Below are 25979 nucleotides of genomic sequence, written 5' to 3'. Positions count from 1 at the left end.
TGATAAAAATAAGCGAACAGGAAGCCCGCAAGATGGATTCTCTGCGTAAGGCCGCGATGCTCCCCCCGGGGCAGCGGCTCACTGTTATTGGTCGTTCCCTGGCATTAGGTAGTGCCCTGCTGTGTCTGCTGGCCGCCTGTGCCGAAGAGGTGGCGGAGCCCGAGAGCCCCGGTACCCGGGCTATCACCAGTCTTATGACCGCCGAGCAGTACCAGAACTCCCTGGGCTACATCTTTGGGCCGGGCATTGATTTGCAGGTGGAGTTTGCGCCGGTGGCGCGCACCGAAGGCCTCCTCGCCAACAGCGCCTCTATTGCCGGGGTCAGTAGCGCCCAGCTTCAGGGTATCCAGGGTGTCGCTTCCAGCGTCGCCACGCAGGTTGTGGACGCGACCCATCGCAACTACCTCGTACCTTGCCAGCCCGCAGCTAGCGATGAGGCCGACGATCTGTGCGCGCGAGCGTTTCTCAGCCGTGTGGGTCGCCTGCTGTTCCGTCGAGCCCTGACCGAGGAGGAGACCGATCTCTACGTAGAACTCGCGGGGAACGCCGCCAACGAGTTAGAAGACTTTTATGCAGGCCTTGAGATCGCGCTGGAGGGCCTGCTGATCAGCCCCGAGGGTCTCTTTGTGGTGGAGCAGGTGGAGCCCGATCCGGACAACCCGGGGCAGCTGCGACTCGATGCTTATTCTCTCGCATCGAGGTTGAGTTTCTTCCTCTGGAACGCAGGTCCTGACGACGAGTTACTGACGGCAGCGGAGAGCGGAGAGTTGCAATCCGAGGGGGGCATCGAGCGGGCCGTGGAGCGCATGCTGGCCAGCCCCCGTCTGACGGGAGGCATGCGGGCATTCTTTGACGATATGTTTGCCTTCGAAGAGGTGAAAACCCTCGCCAAGGATTCCACCATCTATCCTGAATTCACCGGTGTCACCGCCGAAGATGCGCGGGAGCAGACCCTGCGAACTGTCATCGATCATCTGTTGGTAAAGGAAGATGACTATCGCGATCTGTTCACGACGCGATCCTCCTTTATGTCGCCGGCCCTTGGGATTATCTACGGCGTGCCCGCGCAGCCAGGCTGGGCGCCTCACACGTTTCCCGAGGACAGTCCTCGCGGCGGTTTGCTCACCCAGGTCAGCTTTCTGTCTCTTCACGCCCATCCCGGCCGCAGCTCCGTTACCTTGCGTGGCCAGGCCCTGCGCGAACTCTTTTTGTGTCAGACAGTACCTGAGCCTCCGCCGGGAATCGATTTTTCCGTGGTGTCCAACCCCAATTCCCATTACCCCACCCAGCGGGAACGTGTGGCGGCTCACCTCGAAACACCTTCCTGCGCCGGTTGCCACCGCATCACCGACCCTATTGGCCTGTCCCTGGAGCAGTTTGACGGTGCGGGCGGGTTTCGCCTGACGGAAAACGGCGCCACCATCGATGCCAGTGGCGGTCTCGACGGATTCGAGTTTGATGGCGCCATCGGACTGGGGCAGGCGCTCCGGGAGAACCCTGAATTGCCGCGTTGTCTGGTGCAGCGCGTCTACAGCTACGGCACCGGTGGCCCACCCGAGTTGGAAGCGCGCGCGGTGATGGATTACTTCAACGAAGAATTTGCCCAGCAGGGTTATCGGCTGCGGGATCTGTTGCGAACCGTCGCGCTGAGTAATGCATTTTCGCGCGTGCAAAATGACCCAAGAGTAGAAAGTGCAGAAAGTGTAGAAAGTGCAGAAAGTGCAGAAAGTATTGCCGGCGCGGATGATGGCGAGGCCGCCACAGCAAGTTCAAATTAATCGAGGTTCTCGAACCGCAGGAGAGTTGTTATGAGTAAGTGGAGTAGACGTCGGGTGCTCAAGGGCATGATGAACGGCGTTGGCGTGTCCGTTGCGCTTCCCTTTCTCGAGGTGTTTCTCAATGGTAGCGGCACCGCGCTGGCTTCGGGGCGTCCCATGCCCGTACGTTTTGGCACCTGGGGCTACGGTCTCGGCGGGACCTCGGACATTTTTGTTCCCAAAAAGACCGGCGCCAATTACGACCTGCCGGAGGAGATTGCGTCCTGGGAGCCCGTGCGCGACGACGTTAATCTGTTTACCAACGGTTCGGCGTTTCCCGATGCCTCGCCCAACCGCAATCACTTTACGGGCTGGGTGGTCTCCAGAACCGGCGTGGCGCCCGAGGTAGACATAGTTCCTGCGGAAACCATCGATGTGACCGTCGCCAAGCAGATCGGCCGGGCCACACGATTCAGCTCCCTCACCGCTACGGCAACGGCTGATGCCCGGGACACCTACAGCTATTTGAACGGCGCGACACCCAATGCACCGGAGTGGTCGCCCCTGCAGTTTTACAAGCGCCTGTTCGGTCCGGAGTTTCAGGATCCCAATGCCGAGGAGTTCAATCTGGATCCGCGGCTCATGGCGCGCCGCAGCGTGCTCTCCAGTGTGATGGATCAGTCCCGCGCGATGATGAAAACCGTAGGCGCCGCGGATCGTGCACGCCTCGATCAGTACTTTACGGGCTTGCGTCAGTTGGAAACCCAGTTCGATCATCGCCTGACCAAGCCCGAGCCCATCGCCTCCTGCATCGCGCCGGGGGAAGCCCCCGTCAATCCCCTCATGGACAAGTCCGCCGACGCGGTGAAGCTGCGCCATAAAATGATGACAGAGCTGATGGTCATGGCGATTGCCTGCGATCAGACCCGGGTGTTCAACATGACCTACTCCGCGGCGTTCTCTTCGATTATTAAGCCCGGATACCCCAAACCGCATCACACCTGCACCCATGAAGAACCCGTAGACACTGCCCTGGGTTATCAGCATCACGCGTCCTGGTTTACCCGTCGTGCGATGGAGTCCTGGTCTGATTTTGTGGCGGCCTTTAAAGAGATCCCCGAAGGCGACGGAACCCTGCTGGATAACGTTCTGATTCTGGGCACCACGGATGTGGGCTACGCGCGCACGCATGCCATCGATGGCATGCCGGTATTTCTGGCGGGGCGCGCCGGTGGAAAAGCCAAGAGCGGCATTCATGTGGATTTGCAGGGCGGGTCCGTTGCCCAGGTTGGCTACACCGCGCTGCGGCTCCTGGATATCGACACGCCGTCCTGGGGAACCTTGAGTAACAAGACCTCTGTGCCCATTGCTGAGGTGGTGGCCTGAGTGAAGCAATTTGTCGGGGCAAGTAAAAGCGTCATAGCGCGGATAAACGCGACCTCCTTGATTTTGATTGCGGGCTTTGCCGGTCAGATTTCGGCCCAGCCCCTCCCGGGGTGGCAAACCGACTCTGCCGTCGGCGGGAAGTATTGGCAACCGGCCACAAGCCAGGAAAGCGAGGCCTACATCGAAGAGCCGACACCGCCCGGTATCCAGGTGGTAGTGACGGCGCTTGAAGGCCCCGTGTACGCCGACGAGCAGGGACGCACCCTCTATAAATGGCCTCTGAGCGCGTTGAGGAACGGATCTACGGGTGACCGAAAAGACGGACCCTCCAACTGCAGTGATGAGGTCAGCCTCGTGTCTGCGGGTTTGATGAGTCCCTATCCGCCGGATTTGCTCCTCCCGGAAGGGCAGCAGCTTGCGTGCTCCACGGTGTGGCCGCCTCTCCTTGCAGACGAGGATGCGCAGGAGATCGATAAGTGGACTATTACGGAACGCCCCAACGGCGATCGGCAATGGTCCTATGACGGTTTTCCGCTTTACCGATCAAACCTGGATGCGGCCCCTGGCGACGTATTCGGAGGCTCCAGGATCCGCTCTCGAAATGATGGCGGCGTTGTACGGGTGCCCGTAGGACCACCGCCCGATGTTCCCGCCGGGTTTAAAGTCATACCCAGCACTACGGGCAGACTATTGGTAAACAAAGATGAGTTCTCGGTGTACACCTGGGATGGTGATGAGCCCAATAAATCCAATTGCGATGAGGAATGTCTGAAAAACTGGACCCCGGTACCCGCCCCGGGTATTGCCATGGATCGTGGCGAGTGGACCGTCGTCAAGCAGGCCTCGGGTTTTAATCAGTGGGCGTTTCGAGGCAAGCCGCTGTACACCTATAACAATGACAAGGGCACGCGGAGCTTTCAGGGGAGTGATGTACCTGACTGGCAAAATCCCCGGTGGCACAATGTGTACACCCAGCGCGCGGTGACACCTCCTCCGGAATTCACGGTGCAGGATGTGGAGTTCGGTGGTCAGGTGCTCGCGGATAGCCGGGGGCGCTCCATCTATCTTTACAATTGCCGGGATGACTCCGTAGCCCAGATTGCCTGTGACCACCCGGATGCCGCCCAGGAATATCGCCTGGCGATTTGTGGTGACGGTGACCCGGAGCTCTGCCGCGAGACCTTCCCCTACGTGCGGGCGGAGCCCGACGCCGTCAGTGACAGTAGCCTTTGGAGCGTCATTGCCATTGATGCAAACAGCGGGCGCTACGCCGGGCCATCGCTTGCTGATGCCGAGGTGTTACATGTCTGGGCGTACCGAAAGCGGCCCGTCTATACCTATGTCGGTGATAAAGAGCCCGGCGTGACTAACGGCGACGGCATTGGGGAGTTCACAGGCAGTCGAAACGGTTACAAGGTTTTCGTACTGCGCGACGACTTTGGTGAGAATGCATTTCGTCGCTAATCAGCACCGCAAAACAGGGCGCCGGATCGCCCGGGAGAGACAGCTATGTCACGGTTATCTGTACGCATGAGGGCAGCTGGCATTACCTTGACCCTGAGTGCAGGGATGTTCGTCGCAGCGACGGGCGTCCAGGCCCAGAGCGTCAGTGGAGGCCGCATTGGCTACGTGCTGACGGAGCGTCACTGGTCCCTGTATCAGACGGAAGATGCGAAGACCGAATGTCCCCAGGGTTTTAACATCGGACCCCGGGAGCAGTTCGCCGAGTTGTTTCCCCAGGAGGACGGTGCCTTGCTCACGGAGGCCGAGACCCGCCTGGTGCGCGAGGGGCGGCGTTTCCATCTCGAAACATCCGAAGAGCCTTTTCCCTTTTACGACGCCGTGGGTCCGAACGCCTATGGCCTGAACCTGGATAGCAAGGCGACCGAGGAAGACTTCATCAGTCCCGCCGGTGTTGAAGGCGTTGATAATCAGCTGAATCGCGCCCTTGCCTGTGTTGCCATTTACCGGGGCCCCGACGGTGCGTTCTACCACTTCTCGAACCTCTTTATGTACGGCAATGCCTACAACCGCTGGATGATTGAGATTACGGGCGTGGATGACCTGAGCAATGACGACAGTGTCACGGTCAATTTTTATCGCGGTCTCGATGACCTTGTGACCGATGCCTCGGGCAAAGGTTTTGTCGCCGGGGGCACCCAGCGTGTAGACGGTCGCTGGGGTGATAGTTTTCGGGGCGAAGTGCAGGGCAGGATCGTCGATGGCGTGCTGACCACCGAGGCTGCGGAGGAAACCAAGTTTCCCTGGTCGTTCCCGGGTATCGGGGGTGGCTTCCACATTTTTAAAGACTTTCAGCTTCAATTGACGTTAACGCCGGATACCGCCAAGGGCCTTCTCGCGGGGTATGTGGATGTTGAGCAATACAATCACCGGCTGAATCGCAATTGGACCACTCATCACCAGAGCTATGGGCAGCTTTCTGCTGCGTCGCTTTACCGAGCAATGAAGCGTCTGGCCGACGGGCATCCCGATCCCCAAAGCGGTGAGAATACGGCTATCTCGTCGGCGGTGGATGTGGAGATGCACCAGGTCTTCATCGTGCATCCCGATGATGAGGCGATGCAGCTCAACACAGCGCAGCGCTAGTTTCACTGCGGGACGGCAACAAGCATTTATAAAATCAGGAATCAGACTATGGGTATCCGACAGCTGTTTGCGGTAACAACGGTGGCTGCGTCGCTGTTATGCGCGCCGGGGCTTCAAAGCGCGCAGGCCGCGGAGCAGACGGGGTCATCGGGGCGGGCCCTCATCGATTTATGGGCCATGGGTGAGCCGGCCTTCGGTGAGTACGTGACTCAGTCCCGCGGTGGTAACGGTGATGATGAAAGTGCCCATGCGGGGCCCAGCTACACCGTGCAGACCGGTCTGGACCTTGCGGCAAATCCGCTGCTGGACTTTGCTTTTTTGAGCCTCGAGCAACAGTACGAGGCCGAGGCTGCGCAAAACGTTGCCGAGGGTATCCGCAAAGGCGCAGGGGATGCGCAGCAACTGCCTCTGCTGGTGCGTATTCCGCCCATTGCTGTTGATGGCGAGGCGGCGGCCCGATCCCGGGTGAAAGAACTGCTGGCCATGGGTGCAAATGGCGTCGTTATTCCTCACATCATGAGTGCCGACGAGGCGCGGGCCGCGGTGTCTTTTTTTGAGGGCGCGAATGTATGGTCTCCGGACAATCCTGAGGGTGACATCGTCGCCATGCTCATCGTTGAGGATCCCGAGGTGTTTGCCGAGCTCGAAGAAATCGCCGATCTGCCGGGCTTCAGTGCGCTGGTCTGTGGCATCGGCAGCCTCACCAGTGCCCTTGATGGGGACCGGGAGGCGGCAGAAAAAATCAACCAGCAGGTGCTGGCCGAGAGCAAACGCGTTGGCAAGCCGAACCTGACCACGGTGAGTCCCGAGTCCGTGGCGCAGCGGGTCGAGCAGGGTTTCCTGGGTTTATTGGCCTACGGTCCGGAATCTCAGGAAGCCATCCGACGGGGCAGGCTTGCCGCGGGTCGATAGTCATCAGTAGGAGTTAGTAATGGACAGACGATTTTCACGCCGCACGGTATTGCTACGCGGTCTGCAACTGCCCCTTGCGGGAAGTGTGCTTGCGGGTTTGAGTGCCTGTGATGCAGGCGGTGACGCCGGTCAGGATGCAGCGCTCGTGTGTGCTGATCCCGGCAAGATGACTTCGGCTCAGGAGAGTGTACGCAAGACCCTGCGCTACACCGAACAATCCTCGGACAGCACAAAAACCTGCGCGGGCTGCGCCTTCTACAGTGGGGCGCAGGGCGCCTGCGGAAGCTGCAGTATCTTCGATGGCAACGCGGTGAATCCCGCTGGGCATTGCGATTCCTGGAGTGCCGCCTCTTGAGAGCTCTGACTGTGATGGTGATGCTCGCCGGCTTTGGCGCAGCACATCCAGGGACCGCGATGGAGGAGTTGCCCGGGGCTGAGCTACTGGCGAAGGGTGAATACCTTGCCGCCGTAGGCAACTGCGTGAGCTGTCACACAAAGGAGAATGGACCGTCGATGGCGGGGGGGCTGGATTTTGAAACGCCCTACGGCACGATCTATTCCACGAACATCACGCCGGATACGGAAACAGGTATCGGCGGGTGGACCCTCGAGGAATTCACCGTGGCCATGCGCCAGGGCGAGCGTCCGGACGGCAGTCATCTCTATCCGGTGTTTCCCTACACGGCGTTTACCAAGGTCAGTGACGAGGATATCGCCGCGATCTATGCCTATCTCCAGACCCTGGATCCGGTGTCTTACAAGCCGCCGGAGAATGATCTGGGTTTCCCCTACAACCAACGCTGGGGTCTGAAGGTCTGGAAGTCGGCATTCTTTGACGAAGGGCGTTTTGAAGCCGACCCCGCGCGGTCTGAAGAATGGAATCGCGGCGCTTATCTGGTGGAAGGGCTGGGTCATTGCAGCATGTGCCATTCGCCACGTAATGCCGCCGGTGGCCTCGATGGCGATCTTCTCATGACCGGAGGCGTGTACATGGAGCGCGTGGAGGGCAAGCTTTCGGCCTGGTCTGCTCCCAACCTGACATCCGCGGACAATGGTCTGGGTAAGTGGTCCCACGATGACATTGCCGATTATCTGAAGCTGGGCTTCAGTCAACGTTCGGGGGTTTTTGGTCCCATGAACAACGTCGTGGTTAATAGCACCTCGCGCATGTCTGCTGAGGATGTCAGCGCCATGACGACCTACCTGCAAAGTCTGCCCGCAAATTCCCAGCCCGCAGGTAAACCCGCAAGTGAAGACGTGCTAAGGGCCGGATCGGTACAGTACGACATTCATTGTGGCACCTGTCACCTGCCCACGGGCGAGGGATCGCCGGAGACCGGACCCCCGGTGCTGTGGAGTCCTGTGGTGCTCGATGTGGACCCCTCAACCCTTATTAACATCACGCTCTACGGTGCACAGCTTCCTCACACGGCACCCTCGGAGGAGTGGAAGTCCCGGGGATGGAAGCGTATGGAGTCCTACGCCAACAAGCTCAGCGATGAGCAGGCCGCGGCGTTACTCAGCTATATCCGCAGCGCCTGGGGACATAAAGCAGGCGCCGTGTCGCCAGAACAGGTCGCCAGGCAGCGTTAAGCAGGGGCATCTCTGGGGAGTTGTCTTAACACCCGAGTGATCGCGTTCACAGTTTTTTGTGAAAACCGCGCGCCTTCGTGATGCGGGGCACACTAAAACTGCCTGGCGCTGGTGCCGCCGCGTAGCACTGGCACACTCCTCCCTGATTGTTTTTCGGGAGCGAGCGGTGTTGGGCCACGGGACGCGACGGCGTCAAACAAAGATGGTGATATCGGGCTTGGGTGCCGCTCTGGCACTCCTGCTCATACTCGCCTACGCGGTAACCGCTTTCGGTGATGCGACGGTGAGCAGCCGTCTCCATTCAAAAAATGCGTCCGTTCGCTTATTGAAGCAATTAGCCGATAAGCCCATAAAGCAGCGCGCGCAGTCCCTGGTTTCGGTGCGCGGCGGAAGCGAAGCGCCCTCGGGTTCATCGCCGTCTGAGGCATCAGAGCTCTTGAGGTCCCTGGACGAGAAGGACCTGGATTCGGCATTGCCGTCTGATCTACCCAGATTATTCAATGAGCCGGATTCCAACATGTTTGGGGAAGATAGCGCTCACGCGAGACTTGGAGGTCTTCCGGGTTCTCGAGGTTTTTCTCAAGGGGGCTCTTCGAGGGCTCAAGGTCGACGTTCCCGTCAGGGTAGGGCGACTCCAGGTGGTTTTCGTGCCGGCGGTGGCGTAGGGGGTGGTCCTACAAATCTAAGCCAGGGAAGCCCTTTGGAGGATGCGTCATCGATTTTTGATGATCTGCTTCCCGCGAACTTTGATTCATCCTTGCCGCTAGTAGATCAACCGCTGGACTCAGGCTCCCAGCGCAAGTTTCGCAGGGGCAAGCCCCAGCCTGCGAACTTTGATCCCTGCGTCGGAGGCTTGATGGTCAGCCCCTGCGTGCTGAGTGCTACGGACTTGCTTGAGGGGCTGCCCGATTCGCCCTTCGAGGGGCAAGCATCGCCATTCAGAGTCCTCGCCTTTGACGAGCAGATCAGAGGTAACGGCGGCGGATCTTTTACCCGGGTGAACGACGGCGGCAACGGTGATAGCAATGGGGGAGGCTCGGGCAGCGACGGTCCCGGGGGGACCGGTGGCGACGGTGGGATTAACGGCGGGGGTAATGGTGGCTTACCCTTCGAGCAAGTATTTGATGAGCCTTTCAATCAGGCTACCCCAGTGCCAGCACCGGCGCCGATTGTTCTTCTGGCCATGGGTTTGCTTATTCTTCTCAGACGCCGGGTAGGCTGAGCAGTATCTCTGCCACCGCCGTTGGCTTGTCAATCAAAGGTTTTCTCTAGCTACACGCTTTCTCATGAATTTTTAGATAGTGTGTACTCTCGGCAGGGCTGCCATTGGCGCTTTCACGTAAACTAGTAAAGTGCCTTGTTTCCCTGGTATGCAAAAGCAGCATAGGCTTCTGCGGCGACTGCCGGTGAGGCCGGTGTTGCCATAGCTTTCAAGTCCGGAAAATTTATTGTCAGAGAGTTTTATGCAAAACCCCTTTGATATTCCAGAAATCGCAGCCCTCGGGTATTTCCTGCTCATGTGGGCGGGCTATGCGCGCTACGCCAAGTATCGCGCCAAGCGTGAAAAGGGAGCCTCCTTGTCGCGCTCTCTTCGGGATCACCGTGAGGCCTGGGCCCGGCGCTTGCTCACGCGGGAGATGCGCATGACGGATGCGTCTCTCCTCGCCAGCCAGGAGCGTGTGGTGGGGTTTTTCTCCTCGGCGACCCTGCTGCTCATGGCGGGTGTGCTGACGGCACTCACCACCAGTGATCAGATTGCGGAGCTCAGTTCCCACATTCCCTTTGCCGAACATCAGAGCACCGGTCAGGTGGAGGCAAAGCTGGCGCTTCTTCTGGTTATTCTGATCTACGCTTTCTTTAAAGTGACCTGGAGCCTGCGCCAGTACGGCTTTGCCGCCGTGGTCATGGGTGGCGCACCGGATGCTGACGAAAACATCAGCGCTGAACAGACCGATGCCTTCGCCTGTAATTTTGCCAAGTTGATGGACTCCGCGGGCCATGACAACAACTCCGGCCTCCGCGCCTATTACTTTGGGCTGTCGGTGATGTGCTGGCTGTTTGGCACGGTGCCCTTTCTTCTTGCGACCACCATCACGGTGCTTGTTCTATACCGGCGCGAGGTGGTGTCGAACACCGTAGAAGCCATCCGGCAGTCTCTGGTCCCGCTTCCGGGTTCCGATGACGAGAGTTAACGTGCCGAGTCGCTATACGCCGGGTGTTATCTGCGCGGCGGGGCATAAAGGAGTTCCATCATGATGGATGAGCGACAAGGTTCTTTTGAGGACATTATTGGCACCGGCAATCTCGGGCGAGGGCTGATGACGCTATGCGCCGTCCTCGCGCTGGCCGCCTGCTCTGCAACGGATGTACCCACCGATGTCGCTGACCGCGGTGAGAGCGTCAGTGTCGAGGCCGCGTTTGAGAACATCGCGGCGCCGGGGCCTATTCGCTTTGAGAAGCTTGAGTCAGCTACCTGGTCTGTGCCCTTGTCCGGGCTTTTGAATCTCGATCATCCCAAGGCAAGAGCCGCCGGGATAGAAGATCGGGAGGAGGACATCAGCATCTATACCTATGTGCTGACCCACCCCACGGAGGGAATGTTTCTCGTTGATGCCGGCGTGTCAGAGAGCTTTCGGGGCGACGAAAACGCCGATATCAGTTGGCTGGTGTCAAAAGTGATGAATATGGATGCCTTGAAACTTAAGCGTTCTAATCGCGAGATATTGGCTGCCCATGATGAGCAGGCTATCGCGGGGGTTTTCCTCACGCATATCCATCTTGACCATGTTATGGGTTTTGACGATTTGCCCGAGGGAACTCCGGTGTATCTGGGCCCGGGGGATGCGCAGTACGCCGCAGCGACCCATGCAGCGACGCGGGGCACCACGGACCGTCTTTTGGCCAAGGTAGACCGTCTACAGGAATGGACCTTTAATGACGGCAAGGTGGTTGATGTTTTTGGTGATGGCAGCCTGTTTGCCTTCCACGCGCCCGGCCATACGGCGGGGCTCACTGTGTATCTCGCCCGGACGACGAGGGGCGCGCAGTTAATCATGGGGGATCTTACTCATACGCGCTGGGGTTGGGAGAATGGCGTAGAGCCCGGCAGCTACTCGGTGGATGGGCCCCGATCAGCCGAGAGTCTGGCCTGGATCAAGTCCCTGGTCGACACCTACGATCCGGCGGGGGACTTGATCGCCGTGCACCCGGGGCATCAGTCACTGGAGGGCGCTACGCCGGGACGATAGTCTCTGCTGGCGTGGGGAAGCAGCTCGTCCAGGGTAAGACGCACGGGTTTGTCCTGATGCTTCACAAAGAGCGGCGCCTGGTCCCCATAATGCGGTGAGGACGCATCCAGCGTTGCCGATCCAAAATTGTGAATAGCGCGGGAACTCACCTGACCTTTCTGATCCCACTCGACAAACATGATGTAGCTGTCTCCAGCGACGTTGCGCAAGATGCCGGTCTCCGGGTCTTTTTCGGTGTACACCGCGCGGAGCGTATCCGGCCCGCCATCCAGCGGCCAGGATTGATCCCCTCGCACGTGGCGCACCACCTCACCATAGGGGGGATCGATGCGTCCAAAATGGCTTTGGAGATAGTCCCGGGCCTCGGCGAGTTCCTCGCCAAGCTCGACATCGTCGCGCCGTTGCCGACTATCAATGAGGGTCGTCAGGGTCAGAACCCCCAGGGCAGCCGCCGGGTTGTCGGCCTGGGTGCCCAAGTCCCAGGAGGCCAGGAGATCCATTGCAGCATGCAGTGACGGTGGCAGGGCGTCCTTTCCATTGGCAATAAAGCGGCGCAATTGCTGAATCGCTTCCAGATCCTCATCGTAAAAAACGTCGTACTTGATGCGATAAAAGTCCTCGCGACTGAGGGTTTCCGTTTCCTGAAGAAGTCGCCGGAGCCGCAGGGCGCGATTGGTGACACCGGTCTCAATACCCATGGTGTCGGAAAAATCCTCGGGCTGTGGTTGTCCGGGCCCGATACTGGACAGATAGGGGCTGTTATTAGCGTTAAAGACAAAGCCACTGGGCGGATTGCGCGTCGCCGGTACGGCGCTGAAAGGGAGATAGTTTGTCCAGATGAGGCTTGAGTCATCGCCGGGCAGGTCTTTTGTCCAGTCCCATCCTTCCTGACGCTTTGGCAACATGGCGTTGTAGTAGTGCGCGATATTGCCCTCACGATCCGCGTAGACCTGATTGATGGAGGGCTGGCTGCCGATGGCAAGGGCCGCTTCAAACTCGGCCATGGATGTGGCTTTGTTGAGGGCAAGATACTGATCAAGGGTTCTGATCTCGCCCATGCCGGACCAGCGGATGGCGAAGGTGCCATGATCGAGCTTCAATACCGGCCCGTGACGGGATGCGTAGAGAGGCTCGCTGAAAGTCCATCGAAAGGGACCAAAGAGGCGCACGAGAATGTCCGCTGAGCGCTTCTCCAGCGCCACCCATTCCCCATCAAGGAGGTATTCATCCTCATTCTCGGGGTTTAGTGTCAGCTGATACACATCCACAAGATCCGGTTTGTTCACGGTGCTGGACCAGCCGAGGTAGCGATTATGACCATGGAGTATTACCGGCGACCCCGGGAAGGTCGCGCCCGCCATATTCCAGCCCTCTTCGGAATGAAGACGCGCCTCATACCAGGCAACGGGGCCCGTCAGGGGTTGATGGGAGTTGATGAGAAGTCGCGTCTTTCCATCACGGGATTTCTGCGGTGCGATGGCAACGCCCTGGCTCCCCAGTGCCGGGCGTCCGCGATTCACAAAGGTCAGGGCGTCCTTACCCTGGAGTGCCAGTTCACGATCATTGCCATCGAACAGGGCGGTCAGCGTCTCATCAAAACCATAGAACAGCGGGAGCTTAAAGGTAAAACCCGCGATCAGATCCTTGCCGCGGATGGGCAATACAAAATCCTCTACCTCCTCAGGATGTTGAGCTGCATACAGGTTGATGCCGTCGGCATAGGCCTCCGCCACCGCGCGGGCCTGCTCACTGAGTACGGTCTCGTAGCCTGAATCCAGGGCCTCCCAGACACCCATAAGGCGAATGAGGTAATCGGTCTTCGCAGCGTCGGGTCCCCGCACGGCGGCGAGTTGTCCGCGTGTGGCAAGCACCACATCCTGCAAGGTAGCGAAGTCATCCTCCGCCTGGGCGTAGCCTAGGCCGAAGGCCGTATCTGCATCGCGGTTGCCGTAGATGTGCGGCACGCCGAACTCGTCGCGGATAATTCTGACGTCATACTTCTCACCTAGGGTCAGCAGAGGCCCTGTGTCGACCGTCGGGGGTGCCGTGATCAGGATGTTTGCAATGGCTGCCAGGGCCAGGAGCAGTAAAATGGCGGCTATGGCACGGGAAAATCGCATGGTGTCTTCCGGCTTATTGCTGAGCCCCGCATCCTACCCCGAAGCTTCGGTATTTTCTCCTGCGCCTTGCCTACTTCGCTCAGGATCCGGCACCATCATCGACGCGTGGATCGCAAAAACCACGGCGAAGGCAGAGGCGATCCATGCCGAGGCCCATAATTCCAAATCCTGATCCAGGGAGCTTGTTGTGATCTTTACAGACCCCGTACAACTCATCGGTGCGACCGCATCCCCTTACACGCAGAAAATGCTTGCCCTCCTGCGTTATCGGCGCATTCCCTACACCGTGTCCTGGGCTGAGCCGGAGCAGGTCTGCGAGGCTTTGGGCATAGCGCCGCCGAAGCCTGCGCTTCTACCAACATTTATTACTCAGACGGATGACGGTCTCTCGGCGGTTTGTGACTCCACGCCCATCATTCGGAGTCTCGAGGAGTTCCGAGGCGATCGTTCCGTGCTGCCCGTCGATCCCGCGCTGGCTTTTCTGGATTATCTCATTGAGGACTTCGCTGACGAGTGGTGCACCAAGTACATGTTTCACTACCGGTGGCACTATGCGCCGGATGCTGACAAAGCGGGAACACTTCTGCCCCTGCTGCGCAATACCGCTCTTGCCGAGGACGATCTTTCAAGGGCCAAAGCATTTTTCACCGAGCGACAGATCGGCCGTTTGTTTGTCGTGGGATCCAATGACATCACGGCGCCGGTTATTGATAAGAGTTATCGACGCTTTCTCGAAGCGATGGAGCAACACCTGGCGCGCCAGGCTTTTATTTTGGGGAACCGGCCGGCGGCGGGGGACTTTGCCCTCCACGGACAGCTTTCACAACTGGTGGGCTTCGATCCTACGCCGCGGGCTATCACCCATGAAATATCTCCGCGCACCGTTGCTTGGGTGGACCGCAACTATGATCTGAGCGGCCTGGAGGCGTCCGAGGACGACTGGCTTGCCCTGGAGGATCAGCCATCCAGCCTTCGGGAACTGCTGAGCGAAATCGGCCGGGTCTATGCGCCGGCTCAGCTTGCCAATGCGCAGGCGCTCCTTCGGGGCGATAAACAGTGGAGCTGTGAGATTGATGGTGCCCTCTGGGAGCAGCGGACCTTCCCCTATCAGGCAAAGTGCCTACGCTGGACGAAGACGCTTTATGACAATCTCGAGGCCAAAGATGCGACGCGGGTCGATCGTATTCTCGAAGGCACCGGTGTTGAGGCGATGCTCAAAGACCATCGCTCGTCGGTATGATGTCTGTGCTGTTAGCGGGGAGCGACAACGCCACGCCATCCTCGCCGGTGGCGTAGCGATCGAAAACAACGTCGGCTCGATTCAACTGACTGCTCTGTCTACTCGAGCCCCTTCCGCATTCAGTGCCTAGGAATCGCCGGGCACAGATGCCAGGCGCTTGCTTGCGAGGCGGTCTGCAATGCCGTCAAGGGTGCCTGCGAGACCGTTCAAGCGTCCGGCATGAGTATCGGGCACGCGGGCAGAGGCCAGCTCCTTTGCCATTTTGCGCAAGTCCCGGGCCAGGTCGCCATCGGCGTCGCCGGTGGCAAGCACATCATCCGCTTTATCAAGGACATCGCGCAGGGTTTTCTGCATATCAGCACTCAGACCCTGGTCACGGTCCAGCTGGTCCAGATAGGCCAGGGCGACCGCCGGCGCGGCGGGCCAGCTGACGCGATACTGCTGCTGGGGATTAAACAGCGCTCCCTGATCTGCAAGCTTTGCGGCGGCAATTTCGTGCTCACTCAGGTGCTCGCTGGGCACCAGATCAAACACATCCAAACCCCGCACAATCTCCGTGCCGTAGATGAAGCCGTCGTACCAGTAAACGGACCAGAAGCCACCGGTAATGATTTCATCTTCAAAGTACGGGCCCCGGTCAAAATAGCCGATCTCTACCGGGTTTTTTGAATCCGTAAAATCGATGAGAGAGATACCGCCCTGATACCAGGCCTGTACGAAAATGTCGCGACCGGGAACGGGGATGATGGAGCCGTTGTGGGCCACGCAGTTTTCTGATTCCAGCTGCGGCGCGGGCATCTTGAAATAGCTGCCGAACTCCAGCTTGCCGTCGACGATGTCATAGATAGCATCAGCACCCCAGGTGAGAGGGTCCCAGGCCCGGCAACGTGCCCGGGAGCCACCGCCCCACTCATCGGTGAACAGCACCTTGGTGCCATCGTTATTGAAAGTCGCTGAATGCCAGTAAGCAAAGCCCTTGTCCGTGACAACGTCAATACGCGTGGGCTTTGCGGGGTCGGTGATGTCAAAGATGATGCCATTGCCCGAGCAGGCGCCCGCCGCGATGTTCCCTTCGGGGAAAACGGTTATGTCGTGGCACTGATCCGTGCGGGAGGTGTCCTGGGTGCCTTCACCGTGATCGCCGCCGCGCCACAGACCCGCCGCAACGCCGCTCTCGGGATCGGCGAATACCCGGGGGCTGTCGACGATCTTCGCTGCTGCGGGGTTGTCGACGGGGACCTCAATGACGTCAATGCGAAAGAGGGCGGTGCGCTCATCGCCCGGGACTTCACCGATACACCCTTCCAGCTCTTCTTCTTCGCGCACCGACGAGGTTCCAGAGTTGTAAACAGTGATGATGCCGTCCTCATCGGGACCCGCCACCACGGAGTGGGTGTGGGAGCCGCGGCAGGTTTGCACTGCGCCCACCTGTCGGGGCCGACGGAGTTCAGAAATATCGAAGATGCGCAAACCGCGGAAGCGGTCCTCGCTGACATCTTCCGTAACGCCCTCAAGCCCGCAATCCAGGCGCCCGCGGTTTTCCTGCGCTGACATGAAAAGCAGGTCACCTACAATCGATACATCACCCTGACCGCCGGGACAGACAACGGAGGCCATAAGATCCGGGCTGCCATTGTCCCGGAGCTTGTAGACGTTGAATCCGTGGTAGTTACCGGCCACGAGGACGTCATCGCGAAAAGCCATGTCGGTGTTGGCAAAGCTCAGCATGGGATGACGGAGATTCCCTGCATCATCCTCAATGGTGGTCTCCCGTTCGTCCTCGTCCGCCGGGCCCTCATCGCGCTCATCTGCCACGGGGTCCTCTTCGTCGAGGGCGCGCGCGCCGCGCTCTGCGGGGTTGGCGGGATCAAAGAATCCCGCCGGTTTACGCAGGCTCGCTACCAGCTCCATGTTCGAGATGGCCTGCTCCGCGTCAAATACGCCGGGGGCCAAACCGGAGCGGGGATCCTCGGACAAGGCGACGAGCATGCCGTTCATGCGTTCGATTTCCACCGCCTGATCGTTGCTGATGTCATTGGTAAATTCGTAAAGCACCGGGTCATAGGCGGAGCCCGGTTGATCCATGAGGTCCTCGACCATAGTGATAGCGCCGTCGTGGTGGCGGATCATCAGGGTCAGGAACAGTCGATCAAAATCCCTGCCCTCAGCCTCGGCGAGCGCCGCCATTTGCTCGGGGCTGGCCATACCTGCCATGTCGTGATGCATGTGCATGGCCTGATGATTCGACGGCTTGGGAACCTCCTCACCACGCTCGGTCAGCCAGCCCTGCATAAAGGCAATCTCGTCCGCCTGGGTGCCGTTGATGCGATCAGCGAGATCCACCAGGGCAGGATTATTGGTGCGATCTTTGACCAGCTCCGCCATTTGTGTCGCCTGATGGTGGTGGGGAATCATGTCCTGCATAAAGGTGACATCAGCCGGTGAGTAGGAAGACTCTGCGATGGCAACCGCCTCTTCCGCGCTCAGGGTCTGCGTTGCCTCGCCGGGGGCGCCGGGTTTAACGATGGTCACCTGGGCGTTGCTCTGTGCAGAAAGGCCCAGGCCAAGGGCGCTCATCACCAGCGCCAGGGCGCAGGACGCCGTCAACGGGCTTCGGTCATTTTTATTCATCAGCGCATGTTCTCCAACAAGTAGATTCAAACGGCTACCGAGTATAGGGCGGTGCAGGCGCCGGGTGAATGCTCCGACGTAATTTACTGCCCCCGGTGCTGCCTGCAGCCACTGATCGTTCAAACCCTGCAGTTCACCGCAAAGCACCGTACAGGGCGGCCAAGACAGGGTAATTTTTGCGGAATAACTAATTGGCGTGAGTCTGCGATCGTGGAAAGCCCAGCAACAGCGAAGTCATCACCCCCGGAACGATGGGGCTGGATCCAGGGATTTGCCCGTCACCCCCTGGCGGCAAACCTGTTGATGGTCATGATGCTCATGGCTGGCGTATGGGGCGCCGTAAAAATCAAGGTTCAGATGAACCCTGATCAAAGCTGGAACGTCGCCGAGGTGGAACTGCAGTGGCCCGGTGCGTCGGCCGAGGATATGGAAACCCTGGTGACCAATCCCGTGGAGCATCAACTCCGCGGTCTGGCGGGGGTGGAGCGTATTAGCTCCTGGACCCGTAACGGCTTTGCCTGGGTACAGCTGCGCTTCGATCGCAGCGTGGAGATCAATGATGCGGTGGACACCATCAAGCAGCGCATTGCGCTGGTTCGTGATCTGCCCGCCAATCTTGAACCCCCGAAAGTAGCCATTGATCGATGGTATGAGACCGTAGCTGCGGTGTTCCTCACGGGCCCTGATAGTTTTGCCGAACTGGCACCCCAGGCCCACGAGGCCGAGCGTCAGCTCCGCGCCCTGGGCGCTGATGTCGTAGAGCTTCGTGGTCTGCCCCGGGAGGAGATTGCCATCGAGATTGACGGGCTCACCCTGGTAGAGATGAATGCCAGTATCGTGGATATTGCCCAGGCGGTGGCGAATCTCAGCAACGATACGCCGGGGGGTACCATCGGTACCGGGCAGGGGCGACGCCAGATTCGCTCCATGGATCAGCAGCGCAGCGTCCGGGGTTTCGAAGCCTTACCCATAGCATCCACCACGGGCGATCAGCTCGCCCAGCTCAGCGATATTGCCAATATCGAGCGCCGGGCGATCGAAAATCAGCGCTATTCTCTCATCGAAGGCAAGCCCGCCATTGAGCTGCGCGTGCGACGAGGAGATAGCACAGATACCTTTGATGCAGCGGAGGTCATCAAGACCTGGCGATCCCAGCAGGAAGAATCCCTGCTGGCGCGCGGCGTCGAAACCCGCGTGTTTCTTGAAGCCTGGCGCTTCGCCGCAGACACCATGGGCCTGGTGATACGCAACGGAATCTCCGGCCTGTGTCTGGTCCTCGCCATGCTCTTCCTGTTCTTGAATCTGCGCGTGGCCGGCTGGGTGGCCCTCGGTATACCCGTATCCTTTGCCGGGGCCTTACTGCTCTTTTACGCCTTCGGCGGGACCCTGAATTTTCTTTCCATGATCGGTCTGGTGATGGCCCTGGGCATTGTCGTGGACGATGCCATCGTCGTTGGCGAGCATTCTCTCTGGCAGTTCGAGCAAGGACTGGGTCCCGAGGAAGCGGCGGTGGTGGGGGGCCAGCGGATGTTTACGCCCATCGTGGCTTCAAGCCTGACGACCATGGCGGCATTCCTACCTCTGGTGATTGTGGATAGCGACGAGATCCGAGAGATCCCCATCTTAATGCTCTGCGTGATTCTCGCTTCCCTGGTGGAATGTTTTCTCATCATGCCGGGACACCTCAAGCATTCCTTCCGGCGCATGGGCGAGAACAAAAAGCCCGTACCGGCCCTGCGCAAAGCCTTTGATCAACGTTTTGAGCGTTTTCGAGAGGAGAGGGTGCTTCCGCTCCTGGGCTGGTGTCTGACCCATCGACGCGTTGCCATTACCGCGGCGGCAAGTGCTTTTTTCTTTGCCGTGAGCCTCGTCGCCATGAGCTTCATAAAGTTCGACCTCAATATGAATATCAGTTTCGAGTTCGCCGAGGCCAATATTCAGTTCACGGCAGATGCGGATGAAAAGCAGCGCAGGGACTACCTGGAGGCCCTCGAAGACTATGTGCAGTCCACCGATGCGCATTTCGGGGGCGGCAACATCGTTGCCCAGTGGGTGCAGCTCAATGGCGCCACTATCAGCAGGGACCGTCGCGAGGGGCCCGAGTTCGCCAGTGTCTTCGTCGAGCTCACGTCCCCGGAATCCCGGGATGTCAGCCTCGCCAGGTTTCTGGAGCACTGGCAAAAGGCCATACCCGAATCCGCCATCGTGGAGCAACTGCAGATCGAGCAGGGCGATCAGCCCTGGCCGGAAATTGAACTGACCTTCAGTGGTTCGGATACGGAAGCACTCAAAGGGGCGGCGGATGAACTTGCCGCGGTCATGCGAACCATGCCCGGGGTTAACAACGTACACGACGATCTTCCCTATGGCCGCGATCAGTGGGTCTTTAATCTGACTCCCGAGGGCAGGGCATTAGGCCTGTCGTCTGCCGAGGTCGGTCGTCAGGTACGCACCGCTTTTGAAGGACAGCGTATTCAACTGTTTACCGAGGAAGACGCCGAGCTGGAGGTGCGTGTGTCCCTGCCCCGGGAAGATCGCCATCGCCTCACGAGTCTGGCCCGTTTACCCGTGTCCACGCCCGGGGGGGAGATTCTTCCCCTGTCTACCGTGGCGACTATCGAGAGTCGCAGAGGTATCGACAAGATCAATCATGTAGACGGCGTACAGACCGTCGCGGTGCGGGCCTATCCTGACAAGTCCATTACTACGGCGGACGCGGTGATAAATGAGCTTGAGGCTGAGTTAATGCCGGCCATTGCCAGCAAGTGGGGTGTCAGTCCCGGAAAGGGCTTCTGGGCAAACGAGCAGAGCAAGCTTTTGAAGGAAATGTTCCTGGGCTTTTTGATTACCCTGGCGCTCATCTACATCATTCTCGCCTGGACGCTCCATTCCCTGTCCTGGCCCCTGGCCATTATGTTCGCCATCCCCTTTGGCCTCACCGGTGCCTTGATGGGGCTCTGGGGTATGGGCTTTAACATCACTCCCCTGGCTTTTCTTGGGATTTTTACCCTCACGGGCGTCATCGTTAACGACTCCATCATACTGGTCACCGCCTATCGCGATCACCGTCATGGGGGCATGGGTGCCGACGACGCCATTATCGAGGCCGTGCGTCAACGCCTCCGCCCGGTGCTCCTCACGTCCCTGACGACGGGCCTGGGGCTGGTGCCGATGATGCTGGAGTCTTCCCTCATGGGCGCTGCGTTCATTCCTCTGGCCACGGTCATCTGCTTCGGCATGCTCTACGGAACGGTGCTGATCCTCCTTGTCATTCCGGCGATCCTCTCGGCGCTGGAAAGCTGTGAACAGGCCTGGCGGCGTCTTCAAGACCGCGCAAACACACTCAAAAAAACCGCTCTCGGAGCACTCAACTCATGAAGACTTTGTCATTGATACTTTCGCCTTTTCGTCTCCTGTCGGGGTGGCTTCGCGAAAGCCTTGTTGGCCGCTATATCCGGGCGCTCTCCTCATCGGCAAAGATCAGTCTATCCATACTCCTGGGGCTCCTGGTGGCGATTTTCGGTCTGAGCGCATTCTCTAATCCTGAGCTGGAAGTGGATCCGACGCCGGAAGCCATACCCGTGGTTGCAAAAGAGGCGGAGTTTCAGTCCCTGTCTCCGGAGATTCACGTTTTTGGACGGGTAGAGAATCCCAACACGACGGATTTACGCGCTGCTACCCTGGCGTATGTGACGGCGGTGAATGTTCGCGAGGGACAAAAGGTGGCCGCCGGTGACCTGCTCCTGCGTCTGGATGACCGGGATGCAAAGCTTTCTGTTCGGCGCTTTGAAGCCGCACTGGCAGAGGCTCAGGGCGAGTACGATCGCCTCCGGGCCCAGCAGGCGGCGGAGATCAAAAATACGGCGCATCAGAGACGTCTCTTCGAGCTTACGGTGAAAAAGCAGGAGCGTTTTCAGACGCTTTTTGCCAAGGGTCAGATTTCTGCGACGGACTACGATGCTCTTGAGCAGCAGCGCCTGGAACAGTCCATGGCTCTGAACCAGCAGGAGATGTTGCTGGCCAGCCATGAGGCCCAGCGCGCGTCGGCGCAGGCGCGCATCACCCGCGCAGAAACCGATCTTCAGGAGAGCCAGCTGAATCTGGAGCGACTTACCCTCGTCGCGCCTTTTGACGGCACCGTGATTGCGATCGACGCAGCCATGGGTGCTCGTATCGATGCGGGCCAGACCGTCATGTCCCTGTTTAATGCAGACTCCCAGCAGGTTCGCGTCTCGCTTCCCCAGCGGGATGCAATGGCACTGCACACAGCGGTGAATGCCGGACAGGGCATCGAAGCGGCGGCCAGGGTAGGGGAGGAATGGATAGCCCTGGAGCTCCTGGAAATCGGCTCTCAGGTGCGCAGCGGCCGCGCCGGTACTGACGTGCTCTTTGCTTCCCCCGCCACGAGCGAACTGGCCCTGGGACGCGCTGTGGACGTGCGCATCACGCTGCCGGCCCAGGACGGTATTTTGGAGGTGCCCTTGCAAAGCGTCTACGCCGACCGGATTGTCTACACCGTAGAAGAGGGCGCTCTCAAAGCGGTGGATATAGAACGCGTGGGTGTCCGTGAGGATGCCCGGGGCCAAATGTCGCTCCTGATACGCGCCGAGGGCCTGGAGGCGGGTGCTCCCCTGGTGGTGTCGTCCCTCAGCCGCGCCGGATCCGGCGCGCGCGTCGAAATCATAGGCGCAGCCGCTTCAGGATTGGATAGCTTTGAAGGCGAGAAGTCGGCGGAGGCTCTGGTGACGCGCTAAAGTCTGTAGTGGCGTCGGTGCTTACAGCATCAGCTGCTAACCGCAGCGGTTCCCGCCACCCCTGCAGCGCCTGATTAAATGTGGGACTATTTGTGGCTGAGGGAGAGCCGATATAGGGGCACTCCTTGCCGACTGAGGGCACTCGTTACCCATAAAATCGTTACCCACAAAAAGGAGCTCAGACCGCCATGCAGCAGCACGAAATAGATGATCAGGTTTTTGATCTTTACGACGAATACTGCCACGGCAAGATCAATCGTCGTCAGTTTTTTGAGAGGGCCGCGGCGCTGACCATTGCCGGCGCTTCGGCGCTCACCATGGCAAAGTCCCTGATCCCCAACTATGCCGATGCCCAGGAAGTGCTGTTCACCGATGACCGGATCAAAGCCACCTGGGTGGATTACGATTCCGTCGGTGGTAGCTCCGGGTCCATGCGCGGTTATCTTGTTAAGCCCGAGGGGGATGGGCCATTTCCGGCGGTGCTTGTAATGCATGAAAACCGCGGACTCAATCCCTATATTCAGGATGTCGCCCGGCGCTTCGCGGTGGCGGGGTTTCTTGCCTTGGCGCCCGACGGCCTGGCGCCCATTGGCGGTTATCCGGGGAATGACGACGATGGTCGGGCCATGCAGCGCACCCTCGATCAGGCCAGGTTGCGGCAGGACATGGTCAACAGCGCACGCTTTGTAAAGTCCCATGAGTTATCCACGGGTAAGCTGGCGGCGACGGGATTCTGTTGGGGCGGCGGCACGACGAATTTTCTGGCGACGGAGCTGGGTGGTGAATTGCAGGCGGCGGCGCCTTTTTATGGAGCGGCAGCCGATAGCTCCAGGGTCAAAGATATCCGGGCCGCCGTGCAGGTGCACTACGCCGAGAACGATGAGCGGGTCAATGCCATGCGTGCGGACTTTGAGGCGGCCCTGGTGGACAACGATGTGACCTATGAAATGCATGTTTATCCGGGCACGCGCCACGGATTTCACAATTATTCCACCCCGCGCTATGACGCCGAGGCTGCACAACTCGCCTGGACGCGAATGCTGGGGTTTTTTAATGAGCATCTGGCTTAACCCAGCCTTGACCCTGGTTTAAATCCAACTCAAACCTGGCTGCAATCATGCCTCGCTATTTATCGAGGCTATCCTACACTAACAGGTACCAGTAGCTTCCTGTGCGTTGAGCAGCGAGCGCTTAACTCTCAGGCAGGCGGTGTATGGGCATGATGAAGCTAATCGGATATGGCTACGGGGGCGTCTGCTACCTCCTGGGTGTTGGCAGTTTGCTGGCGTTCATTCTCTTCGCGAACAACTTCATGGGCCTCGTGCAGTTGCCCCGGTACGATATCGATAGTCCTGCGACCGTAGCGGCACCCCTGGCATGGTTGATCAACCTTTCACTTATCGTGCTGTTTGGGCTCCAGCACAGCGTGATGGCCCGTCCGGGGTTCAAGGGAGTGCTAACAAAATTTCTGCCCTCGCACCTTGAGCGCAGTACCTATGTGCTGGGAACCGCAGTGGTGCTCGGGGCCATCGTTGGATTTTGGCAGGGTATTACGCCGCTGCTCTGGCAGGTTCAGAGTGAGCTTGGAAGGCAGGTCATCACAGGTATCTATTTTCTGGGGTGGGCCGTCACCTTGCTGGCGACTTTCATGCTGAATCACTTCCATCTTTTCGGACTCCAACAGTCCTTTCGACCCGGGAGTGCCGATGCGGGATCCAAGGAATTCAAAACGCCGCTGTTCTACCGCTTTGTTCGTCATCCCATCCAAACAGGCGTCGTGATCGCTATGCTGGCTACGCCGGACATGAGTCTGGGTAGAGCCCTGCTGGCTATGGGCATGCTTATCTACATAGGGATCGGACTGTTCTTTGAAGAACGGGATCTTGTGAAAGAGTTTGGTAAAACCTATGAAGATTATCGACAGCGTGTGCCACCCTTGTTTCCGAGCCTTCGGGGACGCTGATTTCACCCTTCTCTCACATTGGTCTGCGTTGCCCTGCCGGCTACGAACTAACTACTGGTAGTCATAAACCGGTAATATAGAAGCGCTTGAATGACTAATGTCGTCGTGGGGCGCTTGCCGCGGCGAATTAAAAACAGCTCAAGCAATACAGTTATCAACAAATAGTTATCAGCGAACAGTTACCAAAAAAACAAACCTGGGGAGAGAGCCATGCGGCTATCAAACATACGGAGCGTGTTTGTCGCGCTCCTCTGCATCGGAGCGAGCTTCACAGCTTCGGCGGCAGATAAACCGAATATCCTTGTTATCTGGGGCGACGATGTGGGGCAGTCCAACATCAGCGCTTACACCCGAGGGGTGATGGGTTACCAGACGCCTAACATTGACCGTATTGCCCAGGAGGGCATGCTGTTCACTGACTACTATGGCGAGCAGTCCTGCACCGCGGGTCGTTCTTCGTTCATCATGGGGCAGTCGGTGTTTCGCACGGGATTGTCCAAAGTGGGACTGCCCGGCGCGGAGTTGGGTATGCAGGAAGAAGACCCGACCATTGCCGGTCTTTTGAAGAACCATGGTTACGTCACTGGCCAGTTTGGTAAAAACCACCTGGGTGACAAAGATGAGCACCTGCCCACCAATCATGGCTTTGATGAATTCTTTGGCAATCTCTACCACCTGAATGCCGAGGAAGAGCCGGAGAACAGCGATTATCCCACGAGCCCTGAGTTTCGGCAGAAGTACGGACCTCGAGGCGTAATCCGGTCCTTTGCTGACGGGCGCATCGAAGATACCGGTCCTCTCACAAAAAAACGCATGGAAACCGTGGATGATGAAACCGTCGCCGCGGCCAAGGGTTTTATTGAAAAGGCCGTTGCCGACGATAAACCTTTCTTCGTCTGGTGGAGTGGTACCCGGATGCACTTTCGCACCCATGTTGCCGACGACAAAATGTCGTCCTGCAAAGCCATGTACCCTCGGGCGGACGAGTACACCTGCGGCATGATCGAGCACGATATGCACATCGGTGAGTTTCTCACCCTGCTCGATGACCTCGGCATTGCCGACAACACCATGGTGTTTTACTCGACGGACAACGGACCGCATATGAACACCTGGCCCGATGCGGGTATGACCCCGTTCCGGGGCGAGAAAAACACGAACTGGGAGGGCGGCTGGCGAGTGCCGGCGGCGGTTCGCTGGCCGGGCAAAATTGAGGCGGGATCCGTCTCCAACGAAATCATGCACCACATGGACTGGCTACCAACCTTTCTTGCCGTGGCGGGGGAGTCCGATGTGAAGAGCAAGCTGCTCAAGGGGCATCGGGCTATCGGAAGAAACTACCGGGTTCACCTGGATGGTTATAACTTCCTGCCCTTTCTGACCGGTGAAAGTGAGGAGACGCCGCGCAACGAGATTTTCTATTTCTCTGATGACGGTGACCTCATGGCCCTGCGCTATAACGACTGGAAACTGGTGTTCCTGGAGCAGCGGGTGGCACAGACCTTACAGGCCTGGTCAGAGCCCTTTGTGGAACTGCGTTTACCCCTCATCTTCAATCTGCGGCGTGACCCCTACGAAAGAGCGCAGCTCACATCCAACACCTATTACGATTGGATGCTTGATCGAGCTTATCTGTTAGTGCCGGCGCAGGATTACGTGGGACAGTTCCTGTCTACTTTCCAGGAGTATCCACCGCGGCAAAAAGCGGCGAGTTTTTCTCTCGAGCAGGTGATGGAGAAGCTGACTACGCCGCCGGGGTCACCCTGAG

At 58.8% G+C, this 25979-nt stretch carries 19 protein-coding genes; 17 read left to right on the top strand and 2 right to left on the bottom strand.

Going from position 1 to position 25979, the window contains the following annotated elements; all coding sequences use genetic code 11:
* Positions 1-32 precede the first annotated feature (32 nt).
* The 10 genes from KT71_RS13820 (at position 33) to KT71_RS13775 (ending at position 11503) form a co-directional block, all read left to right on the top strand.
* Positions 33-1778, top strand: a complete 1746-nt coding sequence (locus KT71_RS13820) for a DUF1592 domain-containing protein (RefSeq protein ID WP_023660078.1) — start codon at positions 33-35, stop codon at positions 1776-1778.
* A gap of 30 nt (positions 1779-1808) precedes the next feature.
* Complete coding sequence (locus tag KT71_RS13815; protein WP_023660077.1) at positions 1809-3143, top strand: DUF1552 domain-containing protein; 1335 nt, start codon at positions 1809-1811, stop codon at positions 3141-3143.
* The gene (locus tag KT71_RS19780; RefSeq protein WP_023660076.1) at positions 3144-4607 is read left to right on the top strand and encodes a hypothetical protein; all 1464 of its coding nucleotides are present in this window, start codon (positions 3144-3146) and stop codon (positions 4605-4607) included. It begins immediately after the preceding gene.
* Between the two features lie 45 nt (positions 4608-4652).
* Positions 4653-5750: a hypothetical protein gene (locus KT71_RS13805; protein ID WP_023660075.1), complete on the top strand. Its 1098-nt coding sequence runs from the start codon at positions 4653-4655 to the stop codon at positions 5748-5750.
* A 48-nt stretch (positions 5751-5798) separates the two neighbouring features.
* Positions 5799-6662: an HpcH/HpaI aldolase family protein gene (locus KT71_RS13800; RefSeq protein WP_008294757.1), complete on the top strand. Its 864-nt coding sequence runs from the start codon at positions 5799-5801 to the stop codon at positions 6660-6662.
* Positions 6663-6681: 19 nt separating this feature from the next.
* Positions 6682-7017, top strand: coding sequence for a high-potential iron-sulfur protein (locus tag KT71_RS13795; RefSeq protein ID WP_023660074.1), 336 nt, complete (start codon positions 6682-6684; stop codon positions 7015-7017).
* Entirely contained in the window at positions 7014-8255 is a 1242-nt protein-coding gene (locus KT71_RS13790) for a c-type cytochrome (RefSeq protein ID WP_202962354.1), read from the top strand. The genes KT71_RS13795 and KT71_RS13790 overlap by 4 nt, the downstream gene beginning before the upstream one ends.
* A 58-nt stretch (positions 8256-8313) precedes the next feature.
* Entirely contained in the window at positions 8314-9477 is a 1164-nt protein-coding gene (locus tag KT71_RS20535) for a hypothetical protein (protein ID WP_152025242.1), read from the top strand.
* A 226-nt stretch (positions 9478-9703) separates the two neighbouring features.
* Positions 9704-10447, top strand: a complete 744-nt coding sequence (locus KT71_RS13780) for a DUF599 domain-containing protein (protein ID WP_202962353.1) — start codon at positions 9704-9706, stop codon at positions 10445-10447.
* Between the two features lie 60 nt (positions 10448-10507).
* The gene (locus tag KT71_RS13775) at positions 10508-11503 is read left to right on the top strand and encodes an MBL fold metallo-hydrolase (RefSeq protein WP_008294763.1); all 996 of its coding nucleotides are present in this window, start codon (positions 10508-10510) and stop codon (positions 11501-11503) included.
* Here KT71_RS13775 and KT71_RS13770 read toward each other — a convergent pair.
* Positions 11470-13623 carry a penicillin acylase family protein gene (locus tag KT71_RS13770; RefSeq protein WP_008294764.1) on the bottom strand — a complete coding sequence of 718 codons (2154 nt, stop codon included), beginning with the start codon at positions 13621-13623 and terminating at the stop codon, positions 11470-11472. The two genes, KT71_RS13775 and KT71_RS13770, sit on opposite strands and share 34 nt — an antisense overlap.
* Between KT71_RS13770 and KT71_RS13765 the strand changes: the two genes are divergently transcribed.
* Both KT71_RS13765 and KT71_RS13760 read left to right on the top strand, forming a co-directional pair.
* On the top strand, positions 13595-13795 hold the full coding sequence (locus tag KT71_RS13765) for a hypothetical protein (RefSeq protein ID WP_152025241.1): 201 nt from the start codon (positions 13595-13597) through the stop codon (positions 13793-13795). The two genes, KT71_RS13770 and KT71_RS13765, sit on opposite strands and share 29 nt — an antisense overlap.
* A gap of 15 nt (positions 13796-13810) precedes the next feature.
* Positions 13811-14863, top strand: a complete 1053-nt coding sequence (locus tag KT71_RS13760; RefSeq protein ID WP_008294765.1) for a glutathione S-transferase family protein — start codon at positions 13811-13813, stop codon at positions 14861-14863.
* A 126-nt stretch (positions 14864-14989) separates the two neighbouring features.
* On the opposite strand, the gene KT71_RS13755 is transcribed toward KT71_RS13760, so the two are convergent.
* Positions 14990-17494, bottom strand: coding sequence for a DUF305 domain-containing protein (locus tag KT71_RS13755; protein ID WP_023660072.1), 2505 nt, complete (start codon positions 17492-17494; stop codon positions 14990-14992).
* Between the two features lie 210 nt (positions 17495-17704).
* Between KT71_RS13755 and KT71_RS13750 the strand changes: the two genes are divergently transcribed.
* The 5 genes from KT71_RS13750 to KT71_RS13730 all read left to right on the top strand — a co-directional run bounded on the left by KT71_RS13750 (position 17705) and on the right by KT71_RS13730 (position 25978).
* Positions 17705-20872 carry an efflux RND transporter permease subunit gene (locus tag KT71_RS13750; protein ID WP_008294767.1) on the top strand — a complete coding sequence of 1056 codons (3168 nt, stop codon included), beginning with the start codon at positions 17705-17707 and terminating at the stop codon, positions 20870-20872.
* Positions 20869-22248, top strand: a complete 1380-nt coding sequence (locus KT71_RS13745; RefSeq protein WP_023660071.1) for an efflux RND transporter periplasmic adaptor subunit — start codon at positions 20869-20871, stop codon at positions 22246-22248. The genes KT71_RS13750 and KT71_RS13745 overlap by 4 nt, the downstream gene beginning before the upstream one ends.
* Before the next feature lie 188 nt (positions 22249-22436).
* A complete protein-coding gene (locus KT71_RS13740) occupies positions 22437-23318 on the top strand; it encodes a dienelactone hydrolase family protein (protein WP_008294769.1) in 882 nt (293 codons plus the stop codon).
* Between the two features lie 149 nt (positions 23319-23467).
* Positions 23468-24211, top strand: coding sequence for a methyltransferase family protein (locus KT71_RS13735; protein ID WP_023660070.1), 744 nt, complete (start codon positions 23468-23470; stop codon positions 24209-24211).
* A gap of 210 nt (positions 24212-24421) precedes the next feature.
* Positions 24422-25978, top strand: a complete 1557-nt coding sequence (locus KT71_RS13730; RefSeq protein ID WP_008294771.1) for an arylsulfatase — start codon at positions 24422-24424, stop codon at positions 25976-25978.
* Position 25979: the final 1 nt, after the last annotated feature.

Origin of the sequence: Congregibacter litoralis KT71 (genome assembly GCF_000153125.2) — a bacterium.
Taxonomy (GTDB): Bacteria; Pseudomonadota; Gammaproteobacteria; order Pseudomonadales; family Halieaceae; genus Congregibacter; species Congregibacter litoralis.
Note: the sequence above shows the minus strand (reverse complement) of the source record. Positions and strands in the feature narration are given on the sequence as shown.

Bases quoted from the DNA above. Each gene is read 5' to 3' on its own strand.
- KT71_RS13820 (WP_023660078.1), top strand. From the start codon at position 33: ATGGATTCTCTGCGTAAGGCCGCGATGCTCCCCCCGGGGCAGCGGCTC.
- KT71_RS13815 (WP_023660077.1), top strand. From the start codon at position 1,809: ATGAGTAAGTGGAGTAGACGTCGGGTGCTCAAGGGCATGATGAACGGC.
- KT71_RS13805 (WP_023660075.1), top strand. From the start codon at position 4,653: ATGTCACGGTTATCTGTACGCATGAGGGCAGCTGGCATTACCTTGACC.
- KT71_RS13800 (WP_008294757.1), top strand. From the start codon at position 5,799: ATGGGTATCCGACAGCTGTTTGCGGTAACAACGGTGGCTGCGTCGCTG.
- KT71_RS13795 (WP_023660074.1), top strand. From the start codon at position 6,682: ATGGACAGACGATTTTCACGCCGCACGGTATTGCTACGCGGTCTGCAA.
- KT71_RS13775 (WP_008294763.1), top strand. From the start codon at position 10,508: ATGATGGATGAGCGACAAGGTTCTTTTGAGGACATTATTGGCACCGGC.
- KT71_RS13765 (WP_152025241.1), top strand. From the start codon at position 13,595: ATGGCGGCTATGGCACGGGAAAATCGCATGGTGTCTTCCGGCTTATTG.
- KT71_RS13770 (WP_008294764.1), bottom strand. From the start codon at position 13,623: ATGCGATTTTCCCGTGCCATAGCCGCCATTTTACTGCTCCTGGCCCTG.
- KT71_RS13755 (WP_023660072.1), bottom strand. From the start codon at position 17,494: ATGAATAAAAATGACCGAAGCCCGTTGACGGCGTCCTGCGCCCTGGCG.
- KT71_RS13745 (WP_023660071.1), top strand. From the start codon at position 20,869: ATGAAGACTTTGTCATTGATACTTTCGCCTTTTCGTCTCCTGTCGGGG.
- KT71_RS13740 (WP_008294769.1), top strand. From the start codon at position 22,437: ATGCAGCAGCACGAAATAGATGATCAGGTTTTTGATCTTTACGACGAA.
- KT71_RS13735 (WP_023660070.1), top strand. From the start codon at position 23,468: ATGATGAAGCTAATCGGATATGGCTACGGGGGCGTCTGCTACCTCCTG.
- KT71_RS13730 (WP_008294771.1), top strand. From the start codon at position 24,422: ATGCGGCTATCAAACATACGGAGCGTGTTTGTCGCGCTCCTCTGCATC.